Origin of the sequence: Pseudomonas sp. BP11-1-1 (assembly GCF_052112105.1) — a bacterium.
Classification (GTDB): Bacteria; Pseudomonadota; Gammaproteobacteria; order Pseudomonadales; family Pseudomonadaceae; genus Aquipseudomonas; species Aquipseudomonas alvandae.
In genome coordinates this window covers 118,885-144,971 of record NZ_JAUTYU010000003.1, presented here as the reverse complement: position 1 = coordinate 144,971, position 26,087 = coordinate 118,885, and the positions used below count along the sequence as shown (strand labels likewise).

The 26,087-nt window shown below is 57.3% G+C and carries 20 protein-coding genes; 10 read left to right on the top strand and 10 right to left on the bottom strand.

The annotated features are described in order from the left end of the window. Positions 1-30: 30 nt before the first annotated feature. The 6 genes from Q7C33_RS07425 (at position 31) to Q7C33_RS07400 (ending at position 8,947) form a co-directional block, all read left to right on the top strand. Entirely contained in the window at positions 31-543 is a 513-nt protein-coding gene (locus Q7C33_RS07425; protein WP_217859775.1) for an Hcp family type VI secretion system effector, read from the top strand. Positions 544-617: 74 nt separating this feature from the next. Beyond that, entirely contained in the window at positions 618-2,555 is a 1,938-nt protein-coding gene (locus Q7C33_RS07420) for a type VI secretion system Vgr family protein (protein ID WP_407683092.1), read from the top strand. 46 nt (positions 2,556-2,601) lie between these two features. After that, positions 2,602-3,030 carry a DcrB-related protein gene (locus Q7C33_RS07415; RefSeq protein ID WP_407683091.1) on the top strand — a complete coding sequence of 143 codons (429 nt, stop codon included), beginning with the start codon at positions 2,602-2,604 and terminating at the stop codon, positions 3,028-3,030. A 54-nt stretch (positions 3,031-3,084) separates the two neighbouring features. Continuing rightward, positions 3,085-7,632: an RHS repeat-associated core domain-containing protein gene (locus Q7C33_RS07410; RefSeq protein ID WP_407683090.1), complete on the top strand. Its 4,548-nt coding sequence runs from the start codon at positions 3,085-3,087 to the stop codon at positions 7,630-7,632. Between the two features lie 16 nt (positions 7,633-7,648). Further along, on the top strand, positions 7,649-7,918 hold the full coding sequence (locus Q7C33_RS07405) for a DUF7710 domain-containing protein (RefSeq protein ID WP_407683089.1): 270 nt from the start codon (positions 7,649-7,651) through the stop codon (positions 7,916-7,918). 696 nt (positions 7,919-8,614) lie between these two features. Continuing rightward, entirely contained in the window at positions 8,615-8,947 is a 333-nt protein-coding gene (locus Q7C33_RS07400) for a hypothetical protein (RefSeq protein ID WP_407683088.1), read from the top strand. A 1,307-nt stretch (positions 8,948-10,254) separates the two neighbouring features. Here Q7C33_RS07400 and Q7C33_RS07395 read toward each other — a convergent pair. After that, entirely contained in the window at positions 10,255-10,551 is a 297-nt protein-coding gene (locus Q7C33_RS07395; protein ID WP_407683087.1) for a hypothetical protein, read from the bottom strand. An 85-nt stretch (positions 10,552-10,636) separates the two neighbouring features. On the opposite strand from Q7C33_RS07395, the gene Q7C33_RS07390 reads away from it, so the two are divergent. Next, positions 10,637-12,619, top strand: coding sequence for a M10 family metallopeptidase C-terminal domain-containing protein (locus tag Q7C33_RS07390; protein WP_407683086.1), 1,983 nt, complete (start codon positions 10,637-10,639; stop codon positions 12,617-12,619). Between the two features lie 127 nt (positions 12,620-12,746). Further along, on the top strand, positions 12,747-13,508 hold the full coding sequence (locus Q7C33_RS07385) for an SDR family NAD(P)-dependent oxidoreductase (protein ID WP_258647646.1): 762 nt from the start codon (positions 12,747-12,749) through the stop codon (positions 13,506-13,508). An 84-nt stretch (positions 13,509-13,592) separates the two neighbouring features. On the opposite strand, the gene Q7C33_RS07380 is transcribed toward Q7C33_RS07385, so the two are convergent. From Q7C33_RS07380 to Q7C33_RS07340, 9 genes are all read right to left on the bottom strand, one after another. Continuing rightward, entirely contained in the window at positions 13,593-14,492 is a 900-nt protein-coding gene (locus tag Q7C33_RS07380; protein WP_323154009.1) for an AraC family transcriptional regulator, read from the bottom strand. 62 nt (positions 14,493-14,554) lie between these two features. After that, positions 14,555-15,943 carry a J domain-containing protein gene (locus tag Q7C33_RS07375; protein WP_198795774.1) on the bottom strand — a complete coding sequence of 463 codons (1,389 nt, stop codon included), beginning with the start codon at positions 15,941-15,943 and terminating at the stop codon, positions 14,555-14,557. A 3-nt stretch (positions 15,944-15,946) separates the two neighbouring features. Beyond that, positions 15,947-17,638 (bottom strand): Hsp70 family protein, encoded by a 1,692-nt coding sequence (locus tag Q7C33_RS07370; RefSeq protein ID WP_407683085.1) that lies wholly within the window; start codon positions 17,636-17,638, stop codon positions 15,947-15,949. 159 nt (positions 17,639-17,797) lie between these two features. Further along, the gene (locus tag Q7C33_RS07365) at positions 17,798-18,100 is read right to left on the bottom strand and encodes a hypothetical protein (protein ID WP_407683084.1); all 303 of its coding nucleotides are present in this window, start codon (positions 18,098-18,100) and stop codon (positions 17,798-17,800) included. Between the two features lie 58 nt (positions 18,101-18,158). Next, positions 18,159-19,466, bottom strand: coding sequence for an OprD family porin (locus Q7C33_RS07360; protein ID WP_407683083.1), 1,308 nt, complete (start codon positions 19,464-19,466; stop codon positions 18,159-18,161). A 50-nt stretch (positions 19,467-19,516) separates the two neighbouring features. Continuing rightward, a complete protein-coding gene (locus Q7C33_RS07355; protein WP_407683082.1) occupies positions 19,517-21,169 on the bottom strand; it encodes an AMP-binding protein in 1,653 nt (550 codons plus the stop codon). Further along, a complete protein-coding gene (locus tag Q7C33_RS07350; protein ID WP_407683081.1) occupies positions 21,166-21,912 on the bottom strand; it encodes a nitroreductase in 747 nt (248 codons plus the stop codon). The genes Q7C33_RS07355 and Q7C33_RS07350 overlap by 4 nt, the downstream gene beginning before the upstream one ends. Before the next feature lie 41 nt (positions 21,913-21,953). Continuing rightward, the gene (locus Q7C33_RS07345) at positions 21,954-23,297 is read right to left on the bottom strand and encodes an MFS transporter (RefSeq protein ID WP_198795770.1); all 1,344 of its coding nucleotides are present in this window, start codon (positions 23,295-23,297) and stop codon (positions 21,954-21,956) included. 283 nt (positions 23,298-23,580) lie between these two features. After that, on the bottom strand, positions 23,581-24,612 hold the full coding sequence (locus Q7C33_RS07340; RefSeq protein WP_198795769.1) for an AraC family transcriptional regulator: 1,032 nt from the start codon (positions 24,610-24,612) through the stop codon (positions 23,581-23,583). Positions 24,613-24,901: 289 nt separating this feature from the next. Between Q7C33_RS07340 and Q7C33_RS07335 the strand changes: the two genes are divergently transcribed. Both Q7C33_RS07335 and Q7C33_RS07330 read left to right on the top strand, forming a co-directional pair. After that, complete coding sequence (locus Q7C33_RS07335; protein ID WP_030141778.1) at positions 24,902-25,366, top strand: MaoC/PaaZ C-terminal domain-containing protein; 465 nt, start codon at positions 24,902-24,904, stop codon at positions 25,364-25,366. 131 nt (positions 25,367-25,497) lie between these two features. Then, entirely contained in the window at positions 25,498-26,022 is a 525-nt protein-coding gene (locus tag Q7C33_RS07330) for a transporter suffix domain-containing protein (protein ID WP_030141779.1), read from the top strand. Positions 26,023-26,087: the final 65 nt, after the last annotated feature.

Below are 26,087 nucleotides of genomic sequence, written 5' to 3'. Positions count from 1 at the left end.
CGTTCACTTGATCACGACAAGGAGCTTGTCATGCCAACACCTGCGTACATCAGCATCCACGGCAAAACCCAGGGCCACATCACCAAGGGCGCGTTCACCGCCGACTCGGTGGGCAACGTTTATGTGGAAGGCCACGAAGACGAAATCCTCGCCCAGGAAATCGACCATGCAATCGGTACCCCCACCGACCCACAGAGTGGCCAACCGTCCGGGCAACGGGTGCACAAGCCACTGACATTCACCAGCGCCTTGAACAAAGCCTCACCGATGCTCTATCAGGCCCTGGCCACCGGCGAAATGCTGCCAACCGTTGAAGTGAAGTGGTTCCGCACCTCGGGCGACGGCAAGCAGGAGCACTTCTTCACCACCAAGCTGGAAGACGCCACCGTCGTCGACATTCACACCGTACTGCCCCACGCGCAGAACAGTGACAACGAAAACTACACCCAACTGATCAAGACCAGCTTGGCGTATCGCAAGGTCAGCTGGACCCACGTGGTGGCCGGCACCGAAGCCTCGGATGACTGGCGTAAACCGGCTTAATCAGCAACCGAACCGTTGCGCCGCACAGCTCGCTGTGCAGCGCAATACCCACGGACTCATCACAAGGAGGTTTCATGCCCCGTCAAAGCGACCTGCGCTACACCTTCGAACCGCTGCGGGGCGATCCCTTCGAAGTGGTTTCTTTCAAGCTCGAAGAAGGCCTCTCCCAGCCGTTCAAACTGGAACTGGAACTGGTCAGCCATCACCCGGCCATCGACTTCTTCCGCATGCTCGACCTGGCCGCGGTGTTCACCGTTTGGCGCAACGACACCCCGGTGCGCTATGTCCACGGTTTGGTCAGCCTGTTCCAACAGGGCGACACCGGCTTTCGCCGCACCCGCTACACCGCCGTGGTCGAACCGACATTGGCGCGTTTTGGGCTCCGTTCCAACTGGCGCATTTTCCAGGGCCAGACCGTGCCCGACATCATCACCAGCATGCTGGCCGAGCAAAAGCTGACCGACATCCGCACTGAAATCTGCTTCGACCATCAACCTCGCGAATACTGCGTACAGGCCGGCGAAACCGACCTCGATTTCATCGCCCGCCTCGCCGCCGAAGAAGGCCTGCTCTACACCTTCGAACACCGCGCCGACGGCCACACCCTGGTCCTCACCGACCGCGTTGGCGGCCTCGGCACCATCGGCACCCACACCGATTGCCCGGTGATCTACCAGTCGATGGCCGGCGGCGATGCCACGGCACCGGCCCTGTCCCGCTTTCACTACACCGAACAAGTACGCACTGCCGTGCAGGTACAGCGCGACTACACCTTCACCCACCCGCACTACAACCAGCAGCACACCGTCACCGGCGACCAGGACCTGAACAACCAGCACAAGGACTACGAACGCTACGACTATCCCGGGCGCTACAAGCGCGACATCGCCGGCAAGCCCTTTACCAAGACGCGGCTGGCGGCGCTGCGCAACGACGCCAAGCTGGCCCATGTGGAAGGTGACGACGAACGCCTGCAACCGGGGTTGGCCTTCGACCTCAATGAGCATCCGCGTGAAGACTTCAACGACCGCTGGCGGACCATCGCCATCCAGCACGAAGGCAAACAGCACACCAGCTTGCAGGAGGAATCGTTTGGGAGCGGCCTCGGCACCTCCTACACATTGAAGGCCAGCGCCATCCGCTGGACCTCGGACTGGAAAGCCCCACTGCGTGACAAACCCTGCATCGACGGCCCGCAGATTGCCACGGTGGTCGGCCCGCCAGGGGAAGAGATTTATTGCGATGAATGGGGCCGGGTCAAGGTGCAGTTCCCGTGGGATCGCTCGGATAAAAACAACGACCACAGCTCCTGCTGGATCCGCGTCACCCAGGGCTGGGCCGGGGCGACCTGGGGCTCCATGGCGATCCCGCGTGTGGGCCAAGAGCTGGTGATCAGCTATCTGGATGGGGATCCCGACCAGCCGATCGCCACTGGGACCGCGTACCGGCAGACCAACCTGCCGCCTTACCCGCTGCCCAAACACAAGACGCGCATGACCATCAAGAGCCGGACCCATAAGGGTGAAGGTTTCAATGAGCTGCGCTTTGAGGATGAGTTGGGGCAGGAGGAAGTGTTTGTCCATGCCCAGAAAGATCAGACCACGGTGGTCAAGAACAACCAGAGCCAATCAATCGGCGCTGACAGAAACAGCCAGGTGGGTCAGGACGAAACCATCACCGTGGGCCGCACCCGCATGCGGGTGGTGAACGCCAATGACACGCTGAAAGTAGGCGGCAGCAAAAGTGACTCGGTCGCCAACGAATACACCGTCGAAGTGGGCAACGCTTTACGCCTGAAATGCGGCAAGACGGTGATCGAGCTGCAGGCCAACGGCACGCTGAACATCACCTGCGAGAACTTCAATATCACCGGATTGCAGTCCGGTCAAATCAACACCCCCGACGGCATGCTGGATCTCAACGTGGAAGGCGGCACTGCTGCCGCTACCGCTGACGGACGAGATGCCAGCGCGCTCGAAAATGAGGTCAACAGCCATTTTCAGGAGGGCTGAGACCTCTGATGGCTGACCTGCACTTCCCTAGCTAAGGAACACCTGAATGACCAGATACCTGACTCAGGATCTCAACGTCGATCTCGGCGATGAAATGCCCGATGACACCACATTAAACATGCTCCAGTTTCGCCAGCGGCAAACCACATTGGTCATCGCCCGTAGCGCGCTACCAGAACACCAGACACTGGATGACGCCTACACATTTCAACTGGACTTGCTGCGCAAACGGCTCACCGCGTTGACCTGCACTGATCCTGTGACCGTTTTCATTGGGAAAGACAAGCAAGTCGAAGGTCGTGAAGCCGCGCTCCAGTTCACGCACGGAAATCAGCCTTTGTATCAGCTCCAGTTTGCCTGCCAACTGCCTGGGCAACAACGCCTGCTGGTCCTGAACTACAGCAAACACAGCGCGCTTACCGAAGCCGACATCGTCCATTGGCGCGCGATCAAAAACAGCCTGCGCTTTTCCTGACCAACTCATTCCACCCATTTGCATACACGTCAGTTCAGCAAGGAGCACATACCAATGGCGCAGAACGTCCATGCTGCCAGGGAAGGAGACGCGATCCTTCATCCACCATTGGCTGCCGAGCTGATGAGTGCATTGGCAGAAGCGGTTGTCTACGCCGCCGCGACCGCTCTCGTTGCGGCGGCTATCGCCGGCACCGTAGTCGCGGTGGTGGGCACGGGTGGTGCGGCGGCAGTGCTCGTCCCTGTGATTGCTGGAGCTCTGGTAGGCGGTGCCAGCATGATTCCCATCGGTGACAAGAGCATTGGTGAAGCCATCACCGACGGGTGTGAATCCCTTGCCAACAGCGTGTTCCCGGCAGAGCCATTCGGCAAGATTGAAAGCGGCTCGCAAGACACCCGCGTCAACGGAAAGGCCGCAGCTCGGGCCGCAGGGCGCAGCTCCGGAGGTGGCGGCGCGGACGCTGCCGAAGAGGAGTCAGAACCGTCATTTCTGGACAATGTAGGCGCAATGACGATGTCCGCCGCGCCCATGCTCTTACCTGTGCTCGGGCTGGGCATGGCGATCTACGACATCTTCAATCCACCGGTCACCACACCTGCAGCGCCAGGAACGGAGCCGGCAGAACAGGATAAGGTCACCTGCGAACGCCATCCTCCCTTGCCTGAAGCCTATGTCGCGCAAGGGTCCGGGAAGGTGTTCATCAACGGGCAGCCGGCAGCCCGAGCCGGCGACAAGACCACGTGCGATGCAACCATCGACAGCGATGCCAATGTCTCTCCCAACGTGCGCATCGGGGGTGAGCCGCTGACCGTGCGGGATATCCGCAATGGCAAAAGCAAGATTGCGCAGTTCACCGGCATGGTGGCCGGCATGTTGATCTCGCGCAAAATCAAGCTTCGGCCACGACCGAAGGGTAGTCCCAAACCGCTGCCACGCATCCGTCCGTGCAAAGGCAGTCCAGTGATTGTTTCAACCGGAAGCAAGGTTCTGGGCGGCCCCGAGGATCACGACTTCACATTGTCCGGCCTGCTTCCCATTGAATGGGCCAGGGGCTACGACAGCAACGACCTGCGCAGCGACGGCCTGTTCGGCATGGGCTGGAGCGTGCCCTACGAGGTGGAAATCCTGCGTGTGCCTCATCCCGAGGATGGCGAGTTGTGGATCTATGTCGACGAGGAAGGCACGCGCCTGGAACTGGGCCGCTTGAAAGCGGGCGATGCCTTTGTCAGCGTGCTCGATGGGTTGGCGTTCTTTCAACTGGAGGATGGACAGACCGTGGTCGAGGACATCTACACTGGTCTCTACCAAGTCTTCCAGAACGACCCGCACAACCCGAAACGTTCACGCCTGATCAAGCTGGGTGATCGCAACCTGAATACGCTAGGGCTTCTCTACGATCAGACAGGGCGACTGCACTACGTGTGCGACGGCTTGAGCCGAACCACCATCCGACTGAGCTATGACACGCAACACCCGAAGCGGGTCAGCCAAGTGGAACGACTCTACATCAAGCTTGGCAATGATCCCCGGATCGAACACACCGAAGTGCTTGCCAGCTATCGCTACACCCAAAGCGGCCAGTTGCAGGAAGTCCTTGATGCCACCGGCCAGATCTTGCGTAGCTTCACCTACACCGCGCACGGCTACCTCGAGAGCCACACCCTGCCCAGTGGGGCGACTCGACAGTATCAATGGCAACGCTTCGAAGTTCCCGCACAACGCCCTCAATCGGTGCGCACAGACGGCAGCCTCTATAAATTTCCGCCCCTGCTCGAACCTCAATCCGACCATGAGTGGCGCGTCATCCGCCATTGGGGCAGCGATGGCGAGGACTATCGCTTCGAGTACGACCTGGAAAAAGGCGAAACCCACGTCACCGACAGCCTCGGTCGCCAGGACCATTACTACTGGGGGCCCTTCTATGAGATCTACAAACACATCGACCCCATGGGCCATTGTTGGCAGGAAGACGTGCTCAGCGGCCAACTGCTCAAGAGCATTGACCCGCAGGGCGGCGAATGGCAATACGGCTACGACGAACTCGGCCGCCTGATCGAAACCCGCGACCCGCTGGGCCGCTGCGAACGGATCCGTTACACCCGCCACTGGGCCTTGCCACTGAGCATCACCGATGGCGCCGGGCGCACCCAACGCTTCGGCTACGACGGCCAGGGTAATCTGCTGTGGGAGCAAGATCCCCTCGGTCGAAAGACCCAATACCGGTATAACGCCCAGGGCCAGGTCGAATGCATCACCGATCCTTTAGACAAACACAAATATTTGCGTTGGAACGTTCACGGGCAACTGCTCAACTACCGTGACTGCTCCAACCACGAGACCCACTACCGCTATGATCAGCGCGGCCTGCTCAGCGAAACCATCAACGCCCGCGGCGAGCATACCCACTATCGGTATGACGCCCGCGGCTATCTGATTGAAAGCGAGCGCCCCGATGGCCGCATCGACCACTACGATATCGACGCCGCTGGTCAACTGACCGCTTACACCGACCCGGCCCAGCGCATCACCCGCCTGCGTTACGACCGTAGTGGCCGACTGATTCAGCGGATTGACGCCCTCGGCCACAGCGTCGAGTTTGGCTACGACGCCTATGACCGTCTGCTGCACCTGAGCAATGAAAACCACGAACGCTACCGCTTCGAGTGGGACGTGCGGGACCGGCTGCTGGCCCAGCAGGACCTGGATGGCAGCGGGCGTATTTATCAGTACACCCCACTGGGCGATGTTACCGGCATCCACCATATCCCCGCGCCGAATGCCGAGCCCGAGCTGGACGGCAACGACAGCGCCGAATCGCTCACGCCGCTGCAACACCATTTCGAGCGCGATGCCCTTGGTCGCCTGGTCCGCAAACGCACCGACGACGGAGTCACCGAGTACGCCTACGATAACGCCGACAACCTGCTGTCGATTGCCTTTATAAACAAACAAGGTGAAGAGCAGCGGCTCGACTATACCTACAACGCCCTCGGCCAACTGCTCAGCGAGACCAATAGCGCCGGTCTGCTGCAGTACAAGTACGACGAATTGGGCAACCTGCAAACCCTGACCCTGCCCGATCAGCGTCAGCTCAACCATTTGTACTACGGCGGCGGCCACCTGCATCAAATCAACCTGGGTGGCCGGGTGATCAGCGATTTCGAGCGCGACGTATTGCACGAGGAGGTGCTGCGCACCCAGGGCGCCCTGCACACCCGCACCCGTTACGACCGCAATGGCCGCCTCAGCCAGAAAGCCTTGCACTACCAGCAGGTCGCCCGCGAGGTGTTGCCGCTGTTGCAGAAAGACTACCAGTACGACGCCAGTGACAACCTGGTGGCGGAGATACTGACCCAGGCCCAGCGCCCAGGCGCTCGCCACTCGGCTACGGCGGCCAATGACGACAGCCTGATCGGGCGTTTTCATAACCAGTCATCGACCGGCAAGTCCTATCAAGGCAGTGCCCAATATGGCTACAACCCCGTCGAGCAGCTCCAGAGCATGCACCGCACCAATCCTGGGGCGCAGGGCCAGCACATCGAGAGCCTCAACTACGACCCGGCCGGCAACCTATTTGATGGCTACCGGGTCAACGGGCTGATCAAGCACAACCGCGTACATGTGTATCAGGACAAGCGCTATCGCTACGACCGCTTTGGACGGCTGAGCGAAAAGCGTATCGGCAGCAGCCACATCCAGCGTTTCGAGTATGACGCCGAGCACCGGCTGATCGGCGTGCATCAACAGAACGGCGCCCTACGCCAGCGTGTGGTGTTCGGCTACGATCCGCTGGGGCGCCGCATCAGCAAGCAGGTGTATAACGACGACGCCAGCGAGCCGAGCAACCGCACGCTGTTCCACTGGCAAGGGTTGCGGCTGCTGGAAGAAGTGCAGGACGGCAGGCCCAGCCTGTATGTATATGCCGATCCGGACAGCTATGAACCCCTGGCCCGCCTTGATGGCAAGCCCGGTAGCGAGGCGATCTTCTACTTCCACACCAACCTGGCCGGGCTGCCGGAACAGCTGACCGATACGGACGGCCACACGGTGTGGCACAGCGAATACCAGGCCTGGGGCAGGACGCGGGATGAGTGGCATGATCAACAACCGGGACGTGGGCAGAACCTGCGGTTTCAGGGGCAGTACCTTGACCGCGAAACCGGGCTGCACTACAACACCTTCAGGTTTTTTGATCCGGATGTGGGGCGGTTTACCCAGCCGGATCCGATTGGGTTGTTGGGTGGGTATAACCTCTATCAATACGCGCCGAACCCGATTGTGTGGATTGATCCATTTGGATTGAATCCATGCGATACCACCAAGGGAAACGGCAGGTTTACCGAGCCAGTACTACCACCAAAATTAATCGCACAACATGGAAATGTTACAATTGTTCACTACACCCGAAGTGGGGATCACGGGCCTGCACATTTGCACGTCAAGGGAGGCGGTAAAGAGACAAAAATAGGTCAAGCAGGAAAACCAATAAAAGGCTCTCCTGCCCCGACTTCCGAGCAACAAGCTGCGATTAACATCAACAAATCGGCAATCAGAAAATCAGTTGACAAAATACAACGCTGGTTCAAGTTCCAAAATCATTAATAGGAGTCCAACTAAAATGAAATATATTTGGGTATTTAATGGCAAGATGGCTCGCTTTCCATCGGCATTGTTCATTTCGCTTAAAGATGCAAAAGACTGGATAAACCACAACAAACTCACAGGAGTTCTTACTAAGTACCCTGTCGACATAGGGATCTATGATTGGGCAATTAAAAATAGCTTATTCCGCCCAATGGAAGACAAACATAACTCATCGTCATTTATTGGCAGTTTCACGTGCGCATCCATGGATCATCTTCACTTTGAAGATGGAGAGGAAGATTGACCCCACCTCATGCTTTGCTACGAATTCGGCGGAGAGACTGATCACCGGACCATAATTTAACGGCAACTAGTGTACCCCGCAACGTCTAGACTATGCCTAGGATAGCCCCGGCCTACTGCTCGGCAGGACCAACAGCGCCGACCTGCTGCGGTATCAATATGACGAACAGGGGAAGTTTGAGACCCTGACCATGCACGACCAGCGCCGATTGAACCATCTATATTACGGCAGCGACCACCTGCATCAGATCAATCTCAATGGCCGGGTGATCGGCGATTTCGAGCGCGACGCATTGCACTAGGAAGTGCTGCGATTGGGCTGACGGGTGGGCTGAACCTCTATCTGTATGCGCCGAATGCGATTGGGTGGATTGATCCGTTAGGCCTTAGCAATAACCCCATTAGCGGCACGCCATTAGGAGAAGCACTCGAGCCAGTGTCGGCCAGAACAGGAAAGACATATCAAGGCCAACAAATATTCAAGATCACGAAAAAGACGAAAGTTGACGATGTAAAATTTAAGTCAGGCGACTACTTTTATATGGATGGCATGCACAAGGATCATATAGAAACCTTCTCATCAAAAAACTCATCAAAAGGCGTTTTCAATCTTGACGGTAGATACAACGCTGCAAAATCTACTCGCGCCACAAACCGAATCGGCCCAGGCTGTTAACATACCGACGGATTTAAACTCATGAATGATCTAGAAAATGAGATTCTAAAAAACAAAGACGATCTAGTCGCAGGTACATTTTGCTTTGAATTATTTGAGGAGAAGACGTTCAACACCCCTTTATTCGATAGATTGATAAGAGACATACAAACAGCACTAAAGTCCACAGATGCAAAATCTAGCGACAAGCTGAAAGAGTTTATAATTTGGTTCACCATGGGAACTATTCGCTGTGTCATATGCCATAACGACCCTAATGACTTATATAAAATAAGCGACTTCTCCATGGATGCATGGAACGAATCATATGAACCAAAATTAAACAATACGCTCTTGGCGCTAATAAAAACGTAGGCTCGTCTACAACGGAGTTTACCGCAGGACAAACGCCTGGGTGTGCAGTCCGAAATCCTGCGCTTCAGCTACGATCCGCTGAGCCGTCTGATCGAGGAAGTCGGACCACACCTGCAGCGCCACTATCACTACGACAAGGCCGGGAATTCGGCATAGGGAACTCCCAAAATAGAGGAGCTCATTTAAATGATGAGCCAGGCAACCACTATGATTACTGAAATTAAAACTAACAGCAGTGAAAATGCCTTTCAGGACACTGATGCATTCATCTTGGCAGAGCCGTAAATTCAGATGAATGCAGCCTATCTGCAATTAGCTGGACGACGACGGGGCGCTCATGGCAAATCCAGTTAAACATACTTAAACCCTGTGCACGGGCTTTAAAAGTGCGATTCCAGAACAAAATATTTGGCTCCTTATGGGATTTTACTCATGGCAGCCAGATAATCGCATTACCCGTCACATAAGATTGTGGGGCAGTTTAAAAGCAAGAGGGGGCGAAAATTTTCATGGCAAGGATCATCAAGATTACCTTATTGGTTGAGTTTGACGATAGAAACAAGGCTCACATCAACACTTGGGCAGGTAAGTAAAAAGGCCCCCACTTCATTTTCAACTCAACAAGATCAATTGCCTCTAGAATACAGAAAACATTCAGAAAACTTAGTCACTCACTTTCATGCGGAGCATAAAAATAATGTCATATAACCTTGATCTTATCGAATCCTGCAAAAAAGGCGGAAATACAAATCAACGCACCACATTCGCCAGAACAATATTTAGAAATAATTGACCAAAAGTATCCAACCATAGGCGGCCGAACAGACCTCTCCTCGTCCCCGGACTACAACCACTCTAGAGCAAACACAGAAAACATCCATCTAGACTATTGCAACTTTGTAAAATCCATACCCAACTTAGATGACGATAACTCGAAGATAATTTATATAGGAGACAGCCTACAGATCACGCCTACACTGTAAAAAGCTCCGACCCACAAGCGTTCCTGTGCGCCATTGTTGAAATCCCCCAATTCCACTACCTATTCCGCAGCGACTTTTCTTGGTGCATCAACCTATCATTTGAAAATGATATGGAATTTGCGCGACTTAGCGCCTAACAAAACTTAATTCTCAACGCAGCTACTCTCGAAGATGATCGCGATAGTACCCGATAGCCGCCCGCTGCACCTGAGCAATGAGAACCTCGAACGCACTGCTTCGAGTGGGACGCGTTGGACCGCCTGCTGGCCCAGCAGGATCTGGACGGCAGCGGACGTATCTACCAGTACGACCCGTTGGGGGATGTCACCGGCATCCGCCATACTCCTGACCCCGCTGGCCGAACCACTCGCCCCGCTGCAACACCATTTCGAGCGTGATGCCCTCAGTCGCCTGATCCGCAAACGCACCGACGATGGCGCCACCAAATACGCCTACGACAACGCCGACAACCTGTTGTCCATTCCCTTTATAAACAAACAAGGTGAAGAGCAGCGGCTCGACTATACCTACGATGCCCTCGACCAACTGCTCGGCGAGACCAATTGCATGCTCTCCCGTCGGGTAGCCGTTCCATCGTTTGCAGAGTCGAAGGTCGCCCAAGACCCTCTCTTCGCTTCACAAAGTGGAAACCAGACCGAGCCCTGTCTATTGTCTTTGGCGACGTATAGCCATCGGAGACATGGACATGACTCAGAGCACTTCTCCCGCCGCTTCAGCCGTGCGGAACACCGGCACGGCAGCCACCACCCTATGGGGCTCGGACACAGTCGCAGGTATCGCGGTCGATCCGGACGGTAACATCTGGCTGGGCGCTTATAGTCGCCTGGGACTGGGAGGCGAAGAGGATTCAGGCTTTACCGGCAGCCTGGTCCGGTTCAATGCCGAGGGTCGCCTGGACCGCAACTTCAGTGGAGACGGTAAGTCCCTCCTCCCTGTGTCGCTCGATATCGAGGACGGCGGGAATGCCGCCGTGCAGCCGGGAGGGAGCTACTTGGTGGCGCAGTACGTGAAAGTCGGCGACGCCTGGGTGTCGGGCGTCAGTCGCACCTTGGCCGACGGCAGCCTCGACACGAGTTTCGGCAATGGCGGCACCGCGACAGTGCCCTTCTACTGGAATGACAATCTTGGCCAGCAAGCGTCGTTCTCCGTGCAACACGACGGCAGTTTTTTCGCAAGCGCCGGGTATCCCTCCGGGGAGATCTATATTGCTCGTTTCGACGCGACGGGGACCTTGGTCTCGTCTTTCGCTGAGGCTGGGGTCCTGCGCCTGCCAACGTCCGTTGGTATCCACCCCGGCGGCACGATTGACGTTTCGCTGCAGGGAGACGGGAAGGTATTGGTCACGGGACAAGATACCCTGACCCGCCTCAACCCGGACGGTACGCTGGATAGCACCTTTGCGAATGGGGGCAGCCTGGTCCTGGATGTTCATGCAGACGCGCTCGTCATACAGGATGACGGAAAAATCCTGCTGGCGGGCGCCTCAGGTGGCGTGGCGAGCGTCATCCGACTCAACGCCGACGGTTCGCTCGATACCGATTTTGGTGATCAGGGTCAGGTGCGTTGGGGCTCGGAAAGCGCTCCCTTCGCGGTCGCCGACATGGTCGTGCGGGCCGACGGCAAGCTGTTGATTGGCGGAAGCCAAGGCACGAGCGCGGACGGCTATCTGGCCGCCCTGGTCCAATTGAACCCCGACGGCAGCCTGGACCACAGTTTCGGCAATCCCGACGACGGCTATCACCACCTTGACGGTGGCCGCGAGGATGACTTCTTGCTGGGTACCGCGTCGTTCGACGATGCGATCCTTGGCGGGGCCGGTAACGATCTGCTCGATGGCCAGCAAGGTCGCGACCAGCTGACGGGCGGTGTTGGGGCCGATACGTTCCGTTACGAGTCAGTCACCGACAGCTACCGAACCACAACCACGGCCCATAGCGATCGAATCACCGACTTCGACCCCAGCACCGATACGCTCGACCTCTCCTCCCTGGGCTTCCTCGGGCTGGGTGATGGACATGACGGAACCCTGGCGATACGCGTCAATGAAAGCGGGACGCGGACCTACCTCAAGAGTTTCGAGGCCAATGCGCAGGGGGAACGCTTCGAAGTGGTCTTCGACGGAAACCTGGGCCAAGCGCTGGATGAAACCAACATCCTGTTCCAGCAAGCCAGGTTGATGGGCACCGAAGGGGTTGATCAATTACAAGGCAACGCTCGGGGCGAAATCATCGAAGGGTTCGCGAGCGACGATCGCCTTTATGGCGCGCTAGGGAACGATGTATTGATTGGCGGAGAAGGCCGGGACTTATTAACGGGTGGCGGCAACAGCGATGTGTTCCGCTTCGACACACTGAGCGACAGTTACCGTACCGATACCGAAAACCACGCTGATCGCCTGATGGACTATACCGCCGGTGAAGACACGATCGATGTGTCCGCCCTGGGCTTTACCCGACTGGGAAATGGCTACAACGGCACGTTGGACGTGGTTTTCAATCAAGCCAGGAACCTGACGTACTTGAAGAGCTACGAAGCCGACGCCTCCGGGGCGCGATTCGAATTGAGCCTGACAGGGGATCACTCCGGTTACCGTAACTTGGACATCACCTTCGCGCCCTCGGAAGAAGAAGTATTTCAATTGATCGGCGTCGCTGACTTCCAGGTTTAGCGCGGCCAACAAACGAGAAAGGAGCAAAAACCCAACAGTCCGAGCAAGGCTGCCAAAGAGAGGCACGTCAAAAAGCAGCAGAGTTGAACCGTCGAAACGACTGACAACCACTGCTTGGAGACCTGTCATGACTCAATTCAATCCAACCCCTGATGAAGTTGCAGGCAAAGTAGTCCTGGTGACCGGTGCGGCCAGTGGCATTGGTAAAGCCATTACCGAGCTGCTCCATGCCCGCGGTGCCAAAGTAATCGCCGAGGACATCGACCCGTCTGTAAACGACCTGGAGCGAGACGGCATTGTGCCCTTCGTCGCGGACATCACCGTGGATGGCTCCGCTGAAAAAGCCGTCGCCCTGGCCGTCGGGACGTTCGGCAAGCTGGACGTGCTGGTCAATAACGCAGGCCGAATTCTCTACAAACCGATCGTGGAAATGACGCGCGAAGACTGGACGTGGCAGATGGAAACCAACGTCACCGGCGCGTTCCTGCATTCTCGCGAAGCGATGAAGGCAATGATGAAAAACAAATCCGGGGCAATCGTGAACATCGCCTCCTACGCCTCGTATTTTGCGTTCCCCGGCATCGCCGCCTACACCGCCTCCAAAGGCGCCCTCGCCCAACTGACGCGCACCCAGGCGCTTGAAGCAATCGAGCATGGCATCCGGGTAAACGCCATCGGCGTCGGCGACGTGGTGACCAACCTGCTGAACCACTTCATGGACGACGGCCGCGGTTTCCTGGAGGAACACGGTAAATCGGCCCCCATCGGCCGGGCGGCGGCGCCAGAGGAAATTGCCGAAATCGTCTCCTTCCTCGCCTCCGAACGCGCCAGCTTCATCGTCGGGTCGGTGGTCATGGCTGACGGCGGCATAAGTATTCCCGTGGGCTGATGCTGGTCCTGATCCACGCGGTGCGGCGTTGTCTGCACCGCGCTTTTTTTGGACACCGCGATGACGAACACATCGGCAAAGGGCTCACTTGCGATAGTGGCTCGGCGTCACGCCCACTTGGCGTTTGAAAACTTGGGAAAAATGGCTTGGGCTGCTGTACCCCACGTCCAGGCCGATATCGATAATGCTGCGATCCGTCTCCAACAGAAGCTGCCGGGCACGGGCCATTCTCAGTCGGATGAAAAACTGCGAAGGCGAGTGCCCCGTCGCTTTCTTGAACAGCCGGCTGAAGTGGAATTCGCTCATGTCGGCTGCTTCGGCCAACGCCCGCAAGCTGAACTCCTTTTGCAGATTGGCTTCCATGTCCGCCAATACGCGTCGCAGTTTATAAGCCGGCAAAGCATTGCGACGGGCGATATCGTCTGCCGAATCGTCCAGGTACTCACGGGCGAGGTGAACGGCCAGGCACTGCGCCAGTCCCTGCAAAAAGAGTCCGCTGCCCCCGTGGCGAGTGGTCAGTTCCGCGCGGAACTGTTCCAGCAGCATGGACAGCACGTCGTCACGACCACCCGACACCTCGCGCAAACGGACAGCACCAGGGCCGCCGAGCGTCTCCTGAATGGCTTTCTCCAGCAGCGCGATGCCCAGGTAGATATGCATCACGACAAAAGCGTCTGCGCCAGACACGCTCCAGCGCATTTCGTAGGGCTCAGCCGATGTGGTCAAAAAGAAATCGCCCTTGGACACGACGCTGGTTTGCCACTCGCCGCCCAGGCTGCGTTCCTGCACCGCCGCGGTGCCTGACATGATCCATACCAGCAAGGGCTCAGCGACGGCTGGGACGATAAAGCCTTCCTCCTGAGGCTCGCGGTTGAATATCTGCACCAACACGTCGCGGCCGGCCAAATCATCCGACGCCGCCAAGCGCTCGCCGCGAATATAAGCCTCCAACCCTTGGGGAGAGGTTCGTTCTATTGGCTTCATGCTCATCAGCGCCCCTTTATCGATACCCCCGGCCAGCGCGCCTGACGTTGAAAAATCTATTTCTAAGCGACACCTTTCATACGCCAGTACACCGTCGCCGCCATCACCAGCACGACAATCACGACCACAAGACCTGGGTGTTGCAGCGTGTGCCAAGGCAGCCGCCCGACCCGAAGTTTAACGGCGCGCCATGCTCGTGCCCAGATGGAAACCTTACCGCCGCTCAGCGCTTGGTTGGTGAAATAGAGGACACCAAGGAACACAGCGACCGCGCTTCCCCACCGCAACCATGCAGGGCCGCCGGACCATATGTACGCCAAGAAGGCGGGCGCTGCGCCGGGAAGGATGTGGCGCAGCAACAGCAGCCCGGCGCCCTGTCGGTACCAACGGCGCGGGACCAACCACTGGCTGAGCAGCACGTCCAACCGAGCCGCTGTCACGGCCACCAGCGCCCAGATTCCGTAGGCCTTCATGCCGACCCAGTTCACTGCGATCATCAGCACCGGCATGATAACCGCCGAACTCAGCCCATCCTTTCTTATCAGACCGGTGAACACCGACGTGATCAGCACCACGGACAGCGCCACCCACAGGAACAGGTAGATGCCTCGATAGCTCGTCGGGGGTAGCCAATCCCGCCAGTTGTCGACGGGTTGCAATCCAAGCTGCCCGGGCACCTCTGGATACTGATATTCGATCGCTTGAGCGAGCTGGGCAAAACGTTGCCAGTCACCGCCGTCAAAGCCATCGGCCAATTCACGGCGGTCACCGTCCGCCATGGCTTTCAGCAGCAGAGCGGCCGGCTGCCCGTAGACTTTATCGGTTTCGAACCTGGTAAGGTCCGCCCGCACAGACTCGGCAAAGGCTTGCGCCTCGCACCGTCTGATCAGGCGGTCCCAACGCCAATATTCACAAGGCAGCGTGGCCTGGGCTTCATCCCACCCCATGACCTTGCACACCCCATCGAAAAAGGCCGGCGACCAGCCTTCCGCGGATTCGAGCCATTCCAGGACGCTCAGCTCGAACTGCTGGCGGCGCTCGAACGGCAACAGCCAGTCACTGGCCAGCCAAACGCGAAGCCCGTCCATTACCTGGCGGTCCCGGCCCTCGGCCAACCATTGCTGCATCTGCTCAAGGGACGGTTGCGGCGGGCTGATGGACGTTTGGACGTCGATATCGTCCAAAGAAATGGCGAGCGCAGAGGCCTGCACAACAGTGGGAGATGAGTCCGGGGTTGGCTCGCTGACATCTAGCGAAACATAGCTGCCTTCATCTTCAGCCTGCGCACGCCACTGTGCCTCGGCCAGCGTCGCCTCGTACGCTTGGCGCAGGCGCTGGAACTCATCAGGGTTTTCGTCAGGACGATGGACTTTTAGCAGCCGTGCATAGGCGCGCTTGATACTGCGTTCGTCCGCGTCCGGGGCAAGGCCCAGCATTTGCCAATGGCTCATGACTTACCTCTCCATCTCGAAGTGGGCAAGGCGCTGGCTGATGTCGCCACGGGCTTCGCGGATCCGGTGTTCGTCCTGGGTGTCGAGCATTTGCTGGAAGTGGTTCGCCAGCGCGGCAATATGGTCTCGCCCGTCGCCAAGGCTTTCCTGATACAGGCGGTCCAGCCGAGCCAGCAGCAACGTATTGACCTGCTGATCCCGCGGATGCACTTTCAATGCTTCAAGGGCGGCCAGCCGTCGGGCGATTTCTTCCGGGGCCAGCACGCCAGGGTTGTTCTCGATGACCAGCCGACGAGTTTCGCCATTGATCGGCAGATGCACCTGGGCTTCGAGCAGGCCGTTGTTATCGTAAGTGAAGCGCACGTCCAGGGTGATCTCCCCGGCCTTGCGCGGCGGCACTGGGATTTCCAGCTCACCGAGAAAAATATTGTTGGCCACCAAACGGCTTTCGCCCTGGTAGATACCCAGCCTGACCACTTTCTGGTTGTCGCTGAGGGTCGACACGTTACGGGAACGACTCACCGGCACCACCGTGTTGCGCTCGATGATGGGCAAGTAGTGACCGCTTTGGTATTGGTTGCCCAGCTGGACCGAGGTTTCGATGCCCAGGGTATAGGGGCAAACATCGGTCAGCACCACTTCTTCCAGGGAAGCATGGCGTGCTTTCAGTGCCGCCTGGATAGCCGCGCCCTGCGCCACGACTTCGTCCGGATTGAGTTGCATCGCCGGGATCCGTCCGAACAGCGTCGCGACCAACTTGCGCACCAGCGGCATGCGCGTGGTGCCGCCGACCAACAGTATTTCGTCCAGGTCCGCGACCTTGATCCGGGCGTCACGCAACGCGCGTTCGATCGGCGCACGCAGGCGATCCAATAACGGCTGGGCGATGTTCGCCAGATCGCTCTGGGTCACTTCCAGGCACCACTCACGTGCCTGCTCACGCAGCACAAAGCGTGCAACCGGTGCCTGGCCCAACGCATGGCGAACACGCTGCGCCTCGCGCCGCAATCGCTGCGCCATGCCGGGCTGGGACGTATCAGGGAGATCGGCGGCGCCGATGCTGGCGATGAAATGCTCGACAAGTCGATCATCGAAATCTTCGCCACCGAGGAAGTTGTCGCCGGCACTGGCGCGCACCTCCATGACCCCTTCGAACAGCTCCAGAATGGAGACGTCGAAGGTGCCGCCACCCAGGTCGAACACCAGGAAGGTGGCCTCGTCCCGCTGTTGCAGGCCGTAGGCCAACGCCGCGGCGGTGGGTTCGTTGATCAGTTTTTCGACCTTCAGGCCCGCCAGCTCTCCCGCAATACGCGTGGCCTTGCGCTGGGCATCGCTGAAGTACGCCGGCACGCTGATCACCGCTTCGAGAAAGGGCACGCCCAAGGCACGCTCGGCGTCAGCCTTGAGACTGCGCAGCAGCATCGCCGAAAGCTCTTCGGCGCGGTAGGCCCGCCCGCCCAGCAATGTTTCACGGGCACTGCCCATATAACGCTTGAACAACGACGCGGTGAGGTGCGGATGGGTGTGCAGCCTTTCCCGAGCGATATCGCCGGCGATCAACTGGCCATCGTCGTCGAGGCCAACGACGCTCGGGGTAAGAAGATTGCCAAGGGCATTGGGCAATAGCCGGGCGTGTTCGCCGTCCCAGGCCGCCACGAGGCTGTTGGTGGTGCCCAGATCGATACCTATGATCACTGTCACTTTTCCTTGATTGACACGGTCGGCCAGCAGAGCACCGCATTTCGGCTCAGTCAATACTGATGCGGACGCGGTTCGCGGATTCATGACCGGGGGTATCGGCGGCGTGGGCGGTGGCTTTAGGTATTGGCTGCCTGGAGATTGTAAGGTTGACGCTTACATTTTTTCATCGTAGAAGGCGATGCGAAGGCCAGGCCTGTCCTTGGAAATAAGGATATTGATGCGATAGCTTCGCCCACTGCCCTGGGCATCGCGCAGTGTAATGCCCGTATCGCCGATCGGGAGGATTTCAGGATCGTCCCACCAGTCCATCGTTTGTGGAACGGCCTGAAGAACCTCGTTGAGGACGGACTTGAGAATCGGGCTTTTCCCGCCCGTCAGATAGTCATGGCGCGCCTTGAGCAGTACAAGCCTCGCGGCGGACTGCCAGTCTTGGATCTTGACGCCTGGTACAAGCATTTTCGACAGCGGCCGGGCGCCGAGTACCAGGAGCGCTCGATACGGTGATGCTGCACCCTTAGAGCAGCGGAATGCTGTAGCTCACAAACACCCGGTTCTGATCCTGGTCACGGGCGGCTTCGCTATTGGATTTACCGTTACGCCAACCGAAGCCAACACCTTTGAGCGCTCCCGACTGAACGACGTAGTCCAGAAAGATATCCCTTTCCCATTCTTTCTGAGTATCACCTGATCTCGTCTTGATGTTGTCACCTGAGAGGTACATGACCGAGGCTTTCAGGCCCGGGATCCCCAGGGCGGCAAAGTCGTAGGCATACTGACCGAATAATGTGCGCTCCCCTGCACGGGTGAAACTCTGGATCAGACGATCTGTATACAGGTACAAGGAGCTGCCTCCTGCGCCTTTATCCACCAGGCTACCCTGATTGAGCTGGGTGAAGCTGCTACCGTCCGAGACGCTTTGGTAGCCGGCCGTTATCGCATGAGCACCGAGGCTATAGATCAATGCAGCACTCCAGAGACGATTGTCGATAACGCCATCACCGTTTTTGGTGTAGCCGCTGATTCGGTAGCCCGATGTACCGGAGCTGTTTTCACCTGACGCGTCAGTCCTGAAGTAGCGCAGGTCGGTTTTCAACGATTGGCTGTCCGAGAATGCGAGCGTATGCGTCAGTCCGAAAAACTGCTGGTTATAGTAGTTTTCGAGCTGGGCATAGTAGTACTGAGCTGTCAGGTCCTTGGTGACTTTCCAGTCGCCCCCGGCGAAAGCGAACTGGTTGCTTTCACGCGTACCGCCCATAGCGGCGAGCCCTGTCCGGTCAGTTGAAGCACGACCGGTTGCGTGTTCAATTCGCCCACCCGTCAGGGTCAGGTCCTTGAACTCGCTCGAAGTGATTTGGCCGCCCTCGAAGGTTTGCGGGAGCCCCCGTCCATCGTTGGCGACCAGAATCGGAAGTTTCGGAATCAAGGTGCCGTAGCGCAGTTCGGTCTTGGACATCTTGACCTTACCGGTCAGCCCCAACCGGCTCCACTCGTCGACGGCGCGGTTGTCGCTGTCCGAGGGAATCATCGAGCTGCCAACATGACGTCCCTTGCCAGTGTCCAGGGTAACGCCCAGCAACCCAAGGGCATCAACACCAAAACCAACGGCACCCTCGGTATAACCCGACTTGAAGTCCAACATGAAGCCCTGCGCCCACTCTTCGGTTTTCGAAGGGGCAGCGACGCCATCGCGATTGTCATTATTGAAGTAGAAGCTCCTCATGCCCAAGGTGGCTTTGCTATCGCTTAGAAAGTCAGCAAACGCCTGGCCACTGAGGGCAATGCTGCCAGACACCAATGTTGCAGATATTTTCTTCAGGCTCACTTATAACGCTCCTATTTTTATTATTTGTATGTGATGGAAGCGACCACGACCTAGCCATTCGAAGCCAAACGGACAATGGCATCGCGACTGCCTGCCTGCTCTCGAAGTAAAAACTTCTGGATTTTTCCGGTTGCGGTTTTCGGCAACTCCATAAAGACCACTCTGCGCGGACATTTGAATCGGGCCAGACGCGCTTGGCAGAACTCCATTATTTCTGCTTCGGTGGGAGGCTCGACACCCGTTTTCAGCTCGACAAACGCGCACGGTACTTCCCCCCATTTGTCATCAGGCTGAGCGACCACCGCGGCATATAGAACAGCGGGGTGACCATGGATGGTCTCTTCGATCTCGACCGACGAGATGTTCTCCCCGCCGGAGATAATCACGTCTTTGCAACGGTCGGTAATTTGGACGTAGCCGTTGGGGTGAACGACGGCGACGTCCCCCGTATGAAACCAACCCCCTTCGAAAGCTTTTCGGGTTGCACTGCCATTCTTCAGATAGCCCATCATGACGGTATTGCCCCTGAGCAGTAGCTCACCCGTTGTCTGACCATCCTTTGCTACTGGCTGCATCGTATCGGCGTCAGCCACCATCAAGCCTTCGAAGGCGGCTGCACGAGCCCCTTGGCGCACTCGCATAGCGCCTTGCTCACCGACCGTCAGATCATCCCAGCCGTCTTGCCAGACGCAACTGATCGGCGTACCGGACACTTCAGTAATTCCATAGACGTGGTCAACATCGAAGCCTCGTGAAACCACCGCGTTGAGTACGCTGGCCGGAGGTGGGGAACCGGCGGTCAGCACTCGGACCGGAGTCTTGAGCACGCGGCGATCTTCGGCATTGGCAATCATCGCCATGACAATCGGCGCCGCACAGAAGTGATCGACACCGTGGTTATCGATCGCATCAAACACCGTCTCTGCGCACACTTTTCTCAGGCAGACGTGCGTACCGGCCGCAGCCGTGATCGCCCAGGTAAAACACCATCCGTTGGCGTGGAACATCGGCAATGTCCACAGGTAACGAGGCGCCCGCGTGAGCGGCCAGTTGGTCATCTGCAGCAGACTCATGAGGTAAGTGCCACGATGGCTCGCGACCACGCCCTTTGGATCACCGGTTGTACCGGAGGTGTAGTTGAGTGCTATCGGCTGCCACTCGTCATCCGGCCATACGCCTTCGAAATCAGGGTTGCCGCTGCGGATGAAGGTTTCGTAGTCAGTGTCCCCGACACTCGCGCAAAGTGACGCCAGGTGATCATTGATATCAATCACCATCGGGCGATGCTCGAGGAGCGCTAGTGCGGCATCCGCCAGCGCAGCAAACTCTCGATCCACCAAGAGCAACTTGCATTCGCCATGACGCAGTATGAACGCCACACCTTCGGCATCCAGCCGGTAATTAACCGCATTGAGTACCGCGCCGCTGAGGGGGACCCCGAAATGCGCTTCGAGCATGGCAGGCGTGTTAGGAGACAGAATTGAAACGGTGTCCCCTGCTCCCAGGCCTTTTTCGCAAAGCGCCGAGGCCAGTCGATAGCAGCGTCCGCGGGTTTCTCGCCAGGTTCGTTGCAGTTCGCCATGCACCACCGCTACCCGATCCGGGTGCACAAGGGCTGCCCGATCCAGAAAACCAAGTGGCGTCAGGGGCAGATGGTTGGCCTTGCAGCGATCAAGCCCACTCTCATAAGCACCAGGCTTCATGATGTCGTTTCCTTATTATTGTGATGAAAAGTGCAGAACGCGCTCACCGGCTCCCGATCAGTGACCAAGGTGTTCTCGATACTGGTCTCGTTGGCGTATCCAAGGCTCATTCCGCAAACCAGCATTTGATCCGAAGGGATCGCAAGGACTTGCGAAATGACCTGGTGATATTTCAAAAAAGCGGCTTGTGGGCAGGTGTGCAGATTCCTCCCGCGCGCTGCCATCATTACGGCCTGCAAAAACATTCCGTAGTCAAGGAGGCTGCCCTCCTTCAACACCCGGTCCATGGTGAAAATCAGGCCGACGGGAGCGTCGAAGAACTGGTAATTGCGGCCGTGCTGCGCATGCATCCGCTGCTTGTCGCCCTTTGCAATGCCCAGCAGCCCATAGAGTTCCCAGCCGACTTGCCTTCTCCGATCCACATAGGGTGAAGTCCACTCGCGTGGGTAGTAGTCGTAGGCATCTTCAAGGTCGCTGCCCAGTGATGGGTCGTTGTCAATTTCCGCGATGGCGCATGAAAGATGAGTCTTTGCTTCTCCAGTGACGACATGCACGCGCCAAGGCTGCATGTTCACGCCCGTTGCGCAGAACCGAGCGATATCAAGGATCGCTTCAATGTCTTCGCGCGGTACGGGAGTGGGCAAGAAAGCCCGAATACTGCGCCGTGAAGCGATCGCCCAATCAACCGTTTGACCAAGCAGTTCAGGCGGTATGGGCGGTTTGGATAAGCGATTCATTTTCATGCATTCAATTCCACGGATTCAGCTACAGGCGGGTGCATCCCTCAGTTCGACAGGGCCGGGGATTTCCTGACTTGAGTAGAGTCGGCGCGCGACTGATTGATCAGGGTCACGGCGACAGCGCCGATGAGGCCGGCCAGGCTGATGGCCATGAAGTTTTTCTCAAGTGCAAGATTCAACGACACCAGCCAGCCAATCAGGACAGGGGCGACGATTGCGCCTATTCGTCCCACACCAGACGCGAAACCCACACCGGTTGAACGAATCGATGACGGGTAGAAATCGCCCGCGTACGCATATGCCAGCAACTGGGTCCCTAGCGTCGATGCGCCGACAATGAACACCACAGGAAACAGCAATGTCGTTGAACGCGTATAACCCAGAATAGTGAGCGCAATCGCACCGACGATGTAGAAGCAGACCAATACGTGCTTGATGTTCAGCTTGTCGCTCAACCACCCTCCGCCTATTGCGCCGGCAATGGCCCCCACGTTGAAAACAATCACAAAGTTCAGCGCAGAACCCAGGCTGAAACCCGCCATCGCCATCAGCTTGGTTAGCCACGAGTTAAGGGCGTAGACCATGAACAGGCCCGTCATGAACGCAGCCCAGATCATTACCGTGCTAAAGCCCCGACCTTCCTTGAATAAATTACGAACGGGGGCTTCCTGTTTATCCAGTACGGTGGCGTTCCCGATCATCAGCGTGTTTTCGTCGATAACCAGAGCTGGGGCCAGTTTACGAGCGATCGCCCGTAATTCGTCCTGACGTCCGCTCTTGAGCAGGTAGCCGATGGACTCAGGTAGGGTCTTCAGGATCAGAGGGATCAGCAGCACGGGCAGCAACGCCACATAAAACACCCACTGCCATCCGTGACTCTCGATGAGTTGCTTACCCGTCAGGGCAACCAGAATTCCGCCCACGGAGTACCCGGCGAAAACCAGGGTGACCAGCCGAGTACGCAGTTTGAGCGGAGAAAATTCACCCATCTGAGCGGTGCAGATGGGCAGTACACCACCGATGCCAAGACCCGCGATAAAGCGAGCAACGCTGAAGCTGATCGGGTCACTGGTGAGGCCTGCCGCCGCCGTGAAAACACTGAACAACGCCACGCAGATGGCGATCATCCTGGGCCGCCCGATACGATCGGCCAGCGTGCCAAGAAAAATCGCGCCCAACATCGTTCCGAAGAGCGCAGAGCCTGCCATGACACCAGCGCTGGTTGGATCGATGTTCATGTCCTTCATGATCGCCGGGAGGGCTGCACCGACGACGGCGAGGTCATAGCCATCGATGATCAGGATAAGCACACACCAGAACAGGATGAGCCCATGGAAGCGGTTGAACTTCGACTCAACCGCGAGCGTATTGACGTTTACCGGCTGCATATCGCGTCTCCTTCGATCTTGTTTTTGTTTGTGAAGTGCGAAGATTTGCTGGCTCGCTTGATAGGCGATGCCAGGGCTACCTGCAGCGCATCGTAGGAGTTGCCTTTGCGACGGCCTATGCCCGACGACATCGTTGTGCGTGACCGTTTTGGACACCCATGACTTGCCAAGCATGATCGGGCTGGTCCTGGTCCATTGAGGTTTGGGGGGATGAAGCGAGTGGCAGATCACAGCAGGTAATCTGGCGGGGAAGCAGTGCTTTTTATAACCGCAAGAAGGGCTTTTAACTCTCGCCCGATTCGTCAGCATTGGAGCGGCGGTAAGCGCCGGGACTCACCCCCGTCCACTTTTTGAATGCTCGATGAAACGCACTGCTTTCCTGGAAACCCGTGAGGGTAGCCACTTCAGTCACGGTCATATTCGGTTGGCAAAGCAGATTGATCGCCATGTCACGGCGCAGATTGTCTTTCAAACGCTGATAACTGACCCCATCGGCCTGGAGCCTTCGCTGGAGCGTCGAATAAGACATGCACAGCGTGTTCGCCATCTTGTCCAGTTCTGGCCATTCCTCCGGATCGAGGCCTCTCAATCTGAGGCGGATCTGGGCGCTAATACTGTCCTCGTTACGATATTTCACCAGCAGACTGGCAGGCGACTCTTTCAAGAATGCCGATAGGCTGGCTTTGTTTTGCGCGACCTTGAGGCTTAGAAAACTGCGTTCGAAACGAACCATCGTCACTGGCGCACCAAACTGAATGTCTTCACAGAAGCGCATCCGATAGTCGCTATCGTCGAGCGGTCGATTCGGCCTGAAGCAGAGCTCTTTTATGGGAATGCGTCTGTTACCCAGCCAGCAGAGCAGTCCATGGACCAGGATCAGCCATGTTCCATAACTGAAGAGACGACGTTCAATGCCGTTGTCATGGATAACGATGACGGCGCAGTCGCCATCAAAACTCAGCTCACCGTGAATATCGTCCAATACGAGACGCAGGAATTTAAGGATGCGTCGCAGCGCTTGCTCTAACGACTCGCAGTCAATCGAGGACTGGCACATCAATCGGAAGCTGCCCCGTCGCATGGGATGGCTATCGATTGCGAAAAACTCGTCGTCGAGCAGATCCGAGAGCGCGACCCACAGGCGAGAAAATGCAGCGGCCGAAACCCTCGCTTGAGGAGAAGTGAGGAGTACCGGGTCGATACGTGCCTGCTGCAATACGATGGAAGTGTCCAACTGGCGTCGCAATGCGCCCTCGAGGGCCTCATGCACCAGTCCAATTGAAGTCGTTCCCTTGTCCTGGATGAGCACGCCCATACCTCTCTGTCGGTGAGTGACTGCTGACCTGATGCTGACCTTCAAATCTCTTCGGCAGATCCTGCTTTATGCAACCCGGCGAGCCTGAGTTCTCTGTCTACGTTCCGATTTCCTGATATTACCTGTCAACCCAACCCTCCCCCAGGCTTGATGGCAGGCCTTGCTCGTTGTCCAAAACATTCAACCACGCTAAGGCTTTTGAGCATTGTCGAGGCCACTGACCACCGACACCATTGACTTAACAATCTTCGGTACGTTGAGTTCAACGCTACAGAATCCAGGGGCTACCGTGGCAGAGAAAGAGTTGTATTGGGAAGACCTCCCGGCAGGCAGTATTTGGACGGCCAAGCAATCTGCACCTATCACAACGCAAGAGATCATTGCCTTTGCCGCCGAGTACGATCCTCTCGATATTCATATCGATCCTGACCTTGCCCGTTCGAGTCCGCTTGGGGTGCATTGTGCCAGCGGGGTGCAAACCTTCGCTATCTCGCAGCGGTTGATGTGCGATGCCCTGTTGCTTCAAACAAATATCGTGGCGGGTGGCAAAATCGACGGTTTCAGGATGGTTGCTCCGGTAGTGCCCGGAGACACGCTCAAACTATCCGCTCGAGTCGTTCGATCATTTATCCACGCGTCAAACCATGAACGAGGTTGGGTCGTGTTTAAAGTCGATGTCACTACGAATGAGGGGAAAACAGTTCTCGTCTATGAGGTGACAGTATTGATAATGCGCGGGGGCGATCAAGTTTAAATATGACGAAGCGTTTTTGAGGGGCATTCACAGAAAGACCGCCACTACCGAATGCGTTGGCAATCCAGCTGCTAAGCTCATTCCTGCTCCAGACCATAACCAACAACAATTTCAAAGAAAGGGAAGGCAGCATGACCACGGCTCAGCCCCCGGCAACGTCAACGTCCGCGAAATGGCGCTTCAAGGCGGGCATCGCCATTCTTTGTCTAATGCTCGCGTTGTGGTTGTTGGTGCCGCTGGCAGCGGCTGCGGATGTGCCCCGCTCCACCATTGCGGCAATCACCGGCGCCCTGTTCATCATCAACAAGGTGCTGTTGCTGTTGGTCATCGCCGTGATGGGCAAGGCAGGTTTTCAAGAGCTCAAGCAGCATGTGTTCAGCTATGTGTCGGGACTTGTGCCGAGCGCGGAGCAGGAAGTCAGCGTCACCCGCCACCGTATTGGCCTGGTGATGTTCTGCTTGCCGTTGGTGTGCTCCTTTCTCGAACCCTATGTCGATACCTTGGCACCCGGTCTGCGCCCCAACAGCTGGGCATTGCAACTGCTTGGTGATGCGCTGCTGGTTGGCAGCTTCTTCGTGCTGGGTGGCAATTTCTGGGAGAAATTACGCGCGCTGTTCATTCGCACCGCACGGGTCGTTGCGACTGACCCGGCCTGAGCCAACGCCGGATCGCGTCTCCCTCGCGCTTTCTGTATTTCTTTAACGGCCATGACCTGCAGGTG

Excerpts from the sequence above, each read along its gene's own strand:
- Q7C33_RS07425 (WP_217859775.1), top strand. The coding sequence starts at position 31 with ATGCCAACACCTGCGTACATCAGCATCCACGGCAAAACCCAGGGCCAC.
- Q7C33_RS07420 (WP_407683092.1), top strand. The coding sequence starts at position 618 with ATGCCCCGTCAAAGCGACCTGCGCTACACCTTCGAACCGCTGCGGGGC.
- Q7C33_RS07415 (WP_407683091.1), top strand. The coding sequence starts at position 2,602 with ATGACCAGATACCTGACTCAGGATCTCAACGTCGATCTCGGCGATGAA.
- Q7C33_RS07410 (WP_407683090.1), top strand. The coding sequence starts at position 3,085 with ATGGCGCAGAACGTCCATGCTGCCAGGGAAGGAGACGCGATCCTTCAT.
- Q7C33_RS07405 (WP_407683089.1), top strand. The coding sequence starts at position 7,649 with ATGAAATATATTTGGGTATTTAATGGCAAGATGGCTCGCTTTCCATCG.
- Q7C33_RS07400 (WP_407683088.1), top strand. The coding sequence starts at position 8,615 with ATGAATGATCTAGAAAATGAGATTCTAAAAAACAAAGACGATCTAGTC.
- Q7C33_RS07390 (WP_407683086.1), top strand. The coding sequence starts at position 10,637 with ATGACTCAGAGCACTTCTCCCGCCGCTTCAGCCGTGCGGAACACCGGC.
- Q7C33_RS07385 (WP_258647646.1), top strand. The coding sequence starts at position 12,747 with ATGACTCAATTCAATCCAACCCCTGATGAAGTTGCAGGCAAAGTAGTC.
- Q7C33_RS07380 (WP_323154009.1), bottom strand. The coding sequence starts at position 14,492 with ATGAAGCCAATAGAACGAACCTCTCCCCAAGGGTTGGAGGCTTATATT.
- Q7C33_RS07375 (WP_198795774.1), bottom strand. The coding sequence starts at position 15,943 with ATGAGCCATTGGCAAATGCTGGGCCTTGCCCCGGACGCGGACGAACGC.
- Q7C33_RS07365 (WP_407683084.1), bottom strand. The coding sequence starts at position 18,100 with ATGCTTGTACCAGGCGTCAAGATCCAAGACTGGCAGTCCGCCGCGAGG.
- Q7C33_RS07355 (WP_407683082.1), bottom strand. The coding sequence starts at position 21,169 with ATGAAGCCTGGTGCTTATGAGAGTGGGCTTGATCGCTGCAAGGCCAAC.
- Q7C33_RS07350 (WP_407683081.1), bottom strand. The coding sequence starts at position 21,912 with ATGAAAATGAATCGCTTATCCAAACCGCCCATACCGCCTGAACTGCTT.
- Q7C33_RS07345 (WP_198795770.1), bottom strand. The coding sequence starts at position 23,297 with ATGCAGCCGGTAAACGTCAATACGCTCGCGGTTGAGTCGAAGTTCAAC.
- Q7C33_RS07340 (WP_198795769.1), bottom strand. The coding sequence starts at position 24,612 with ATGGGCGTGCTCATCCAGGACAAGGGAACGACTTCAATTGGACTGGTG.
- Q7C33_RS07330 (WP_030141779.1), top strand. The coding sequence starts at position 25,498 with ATGACCACGGCTCAGCCCCCGGCAACGTCAACGTCCGCGAAATGGCGC.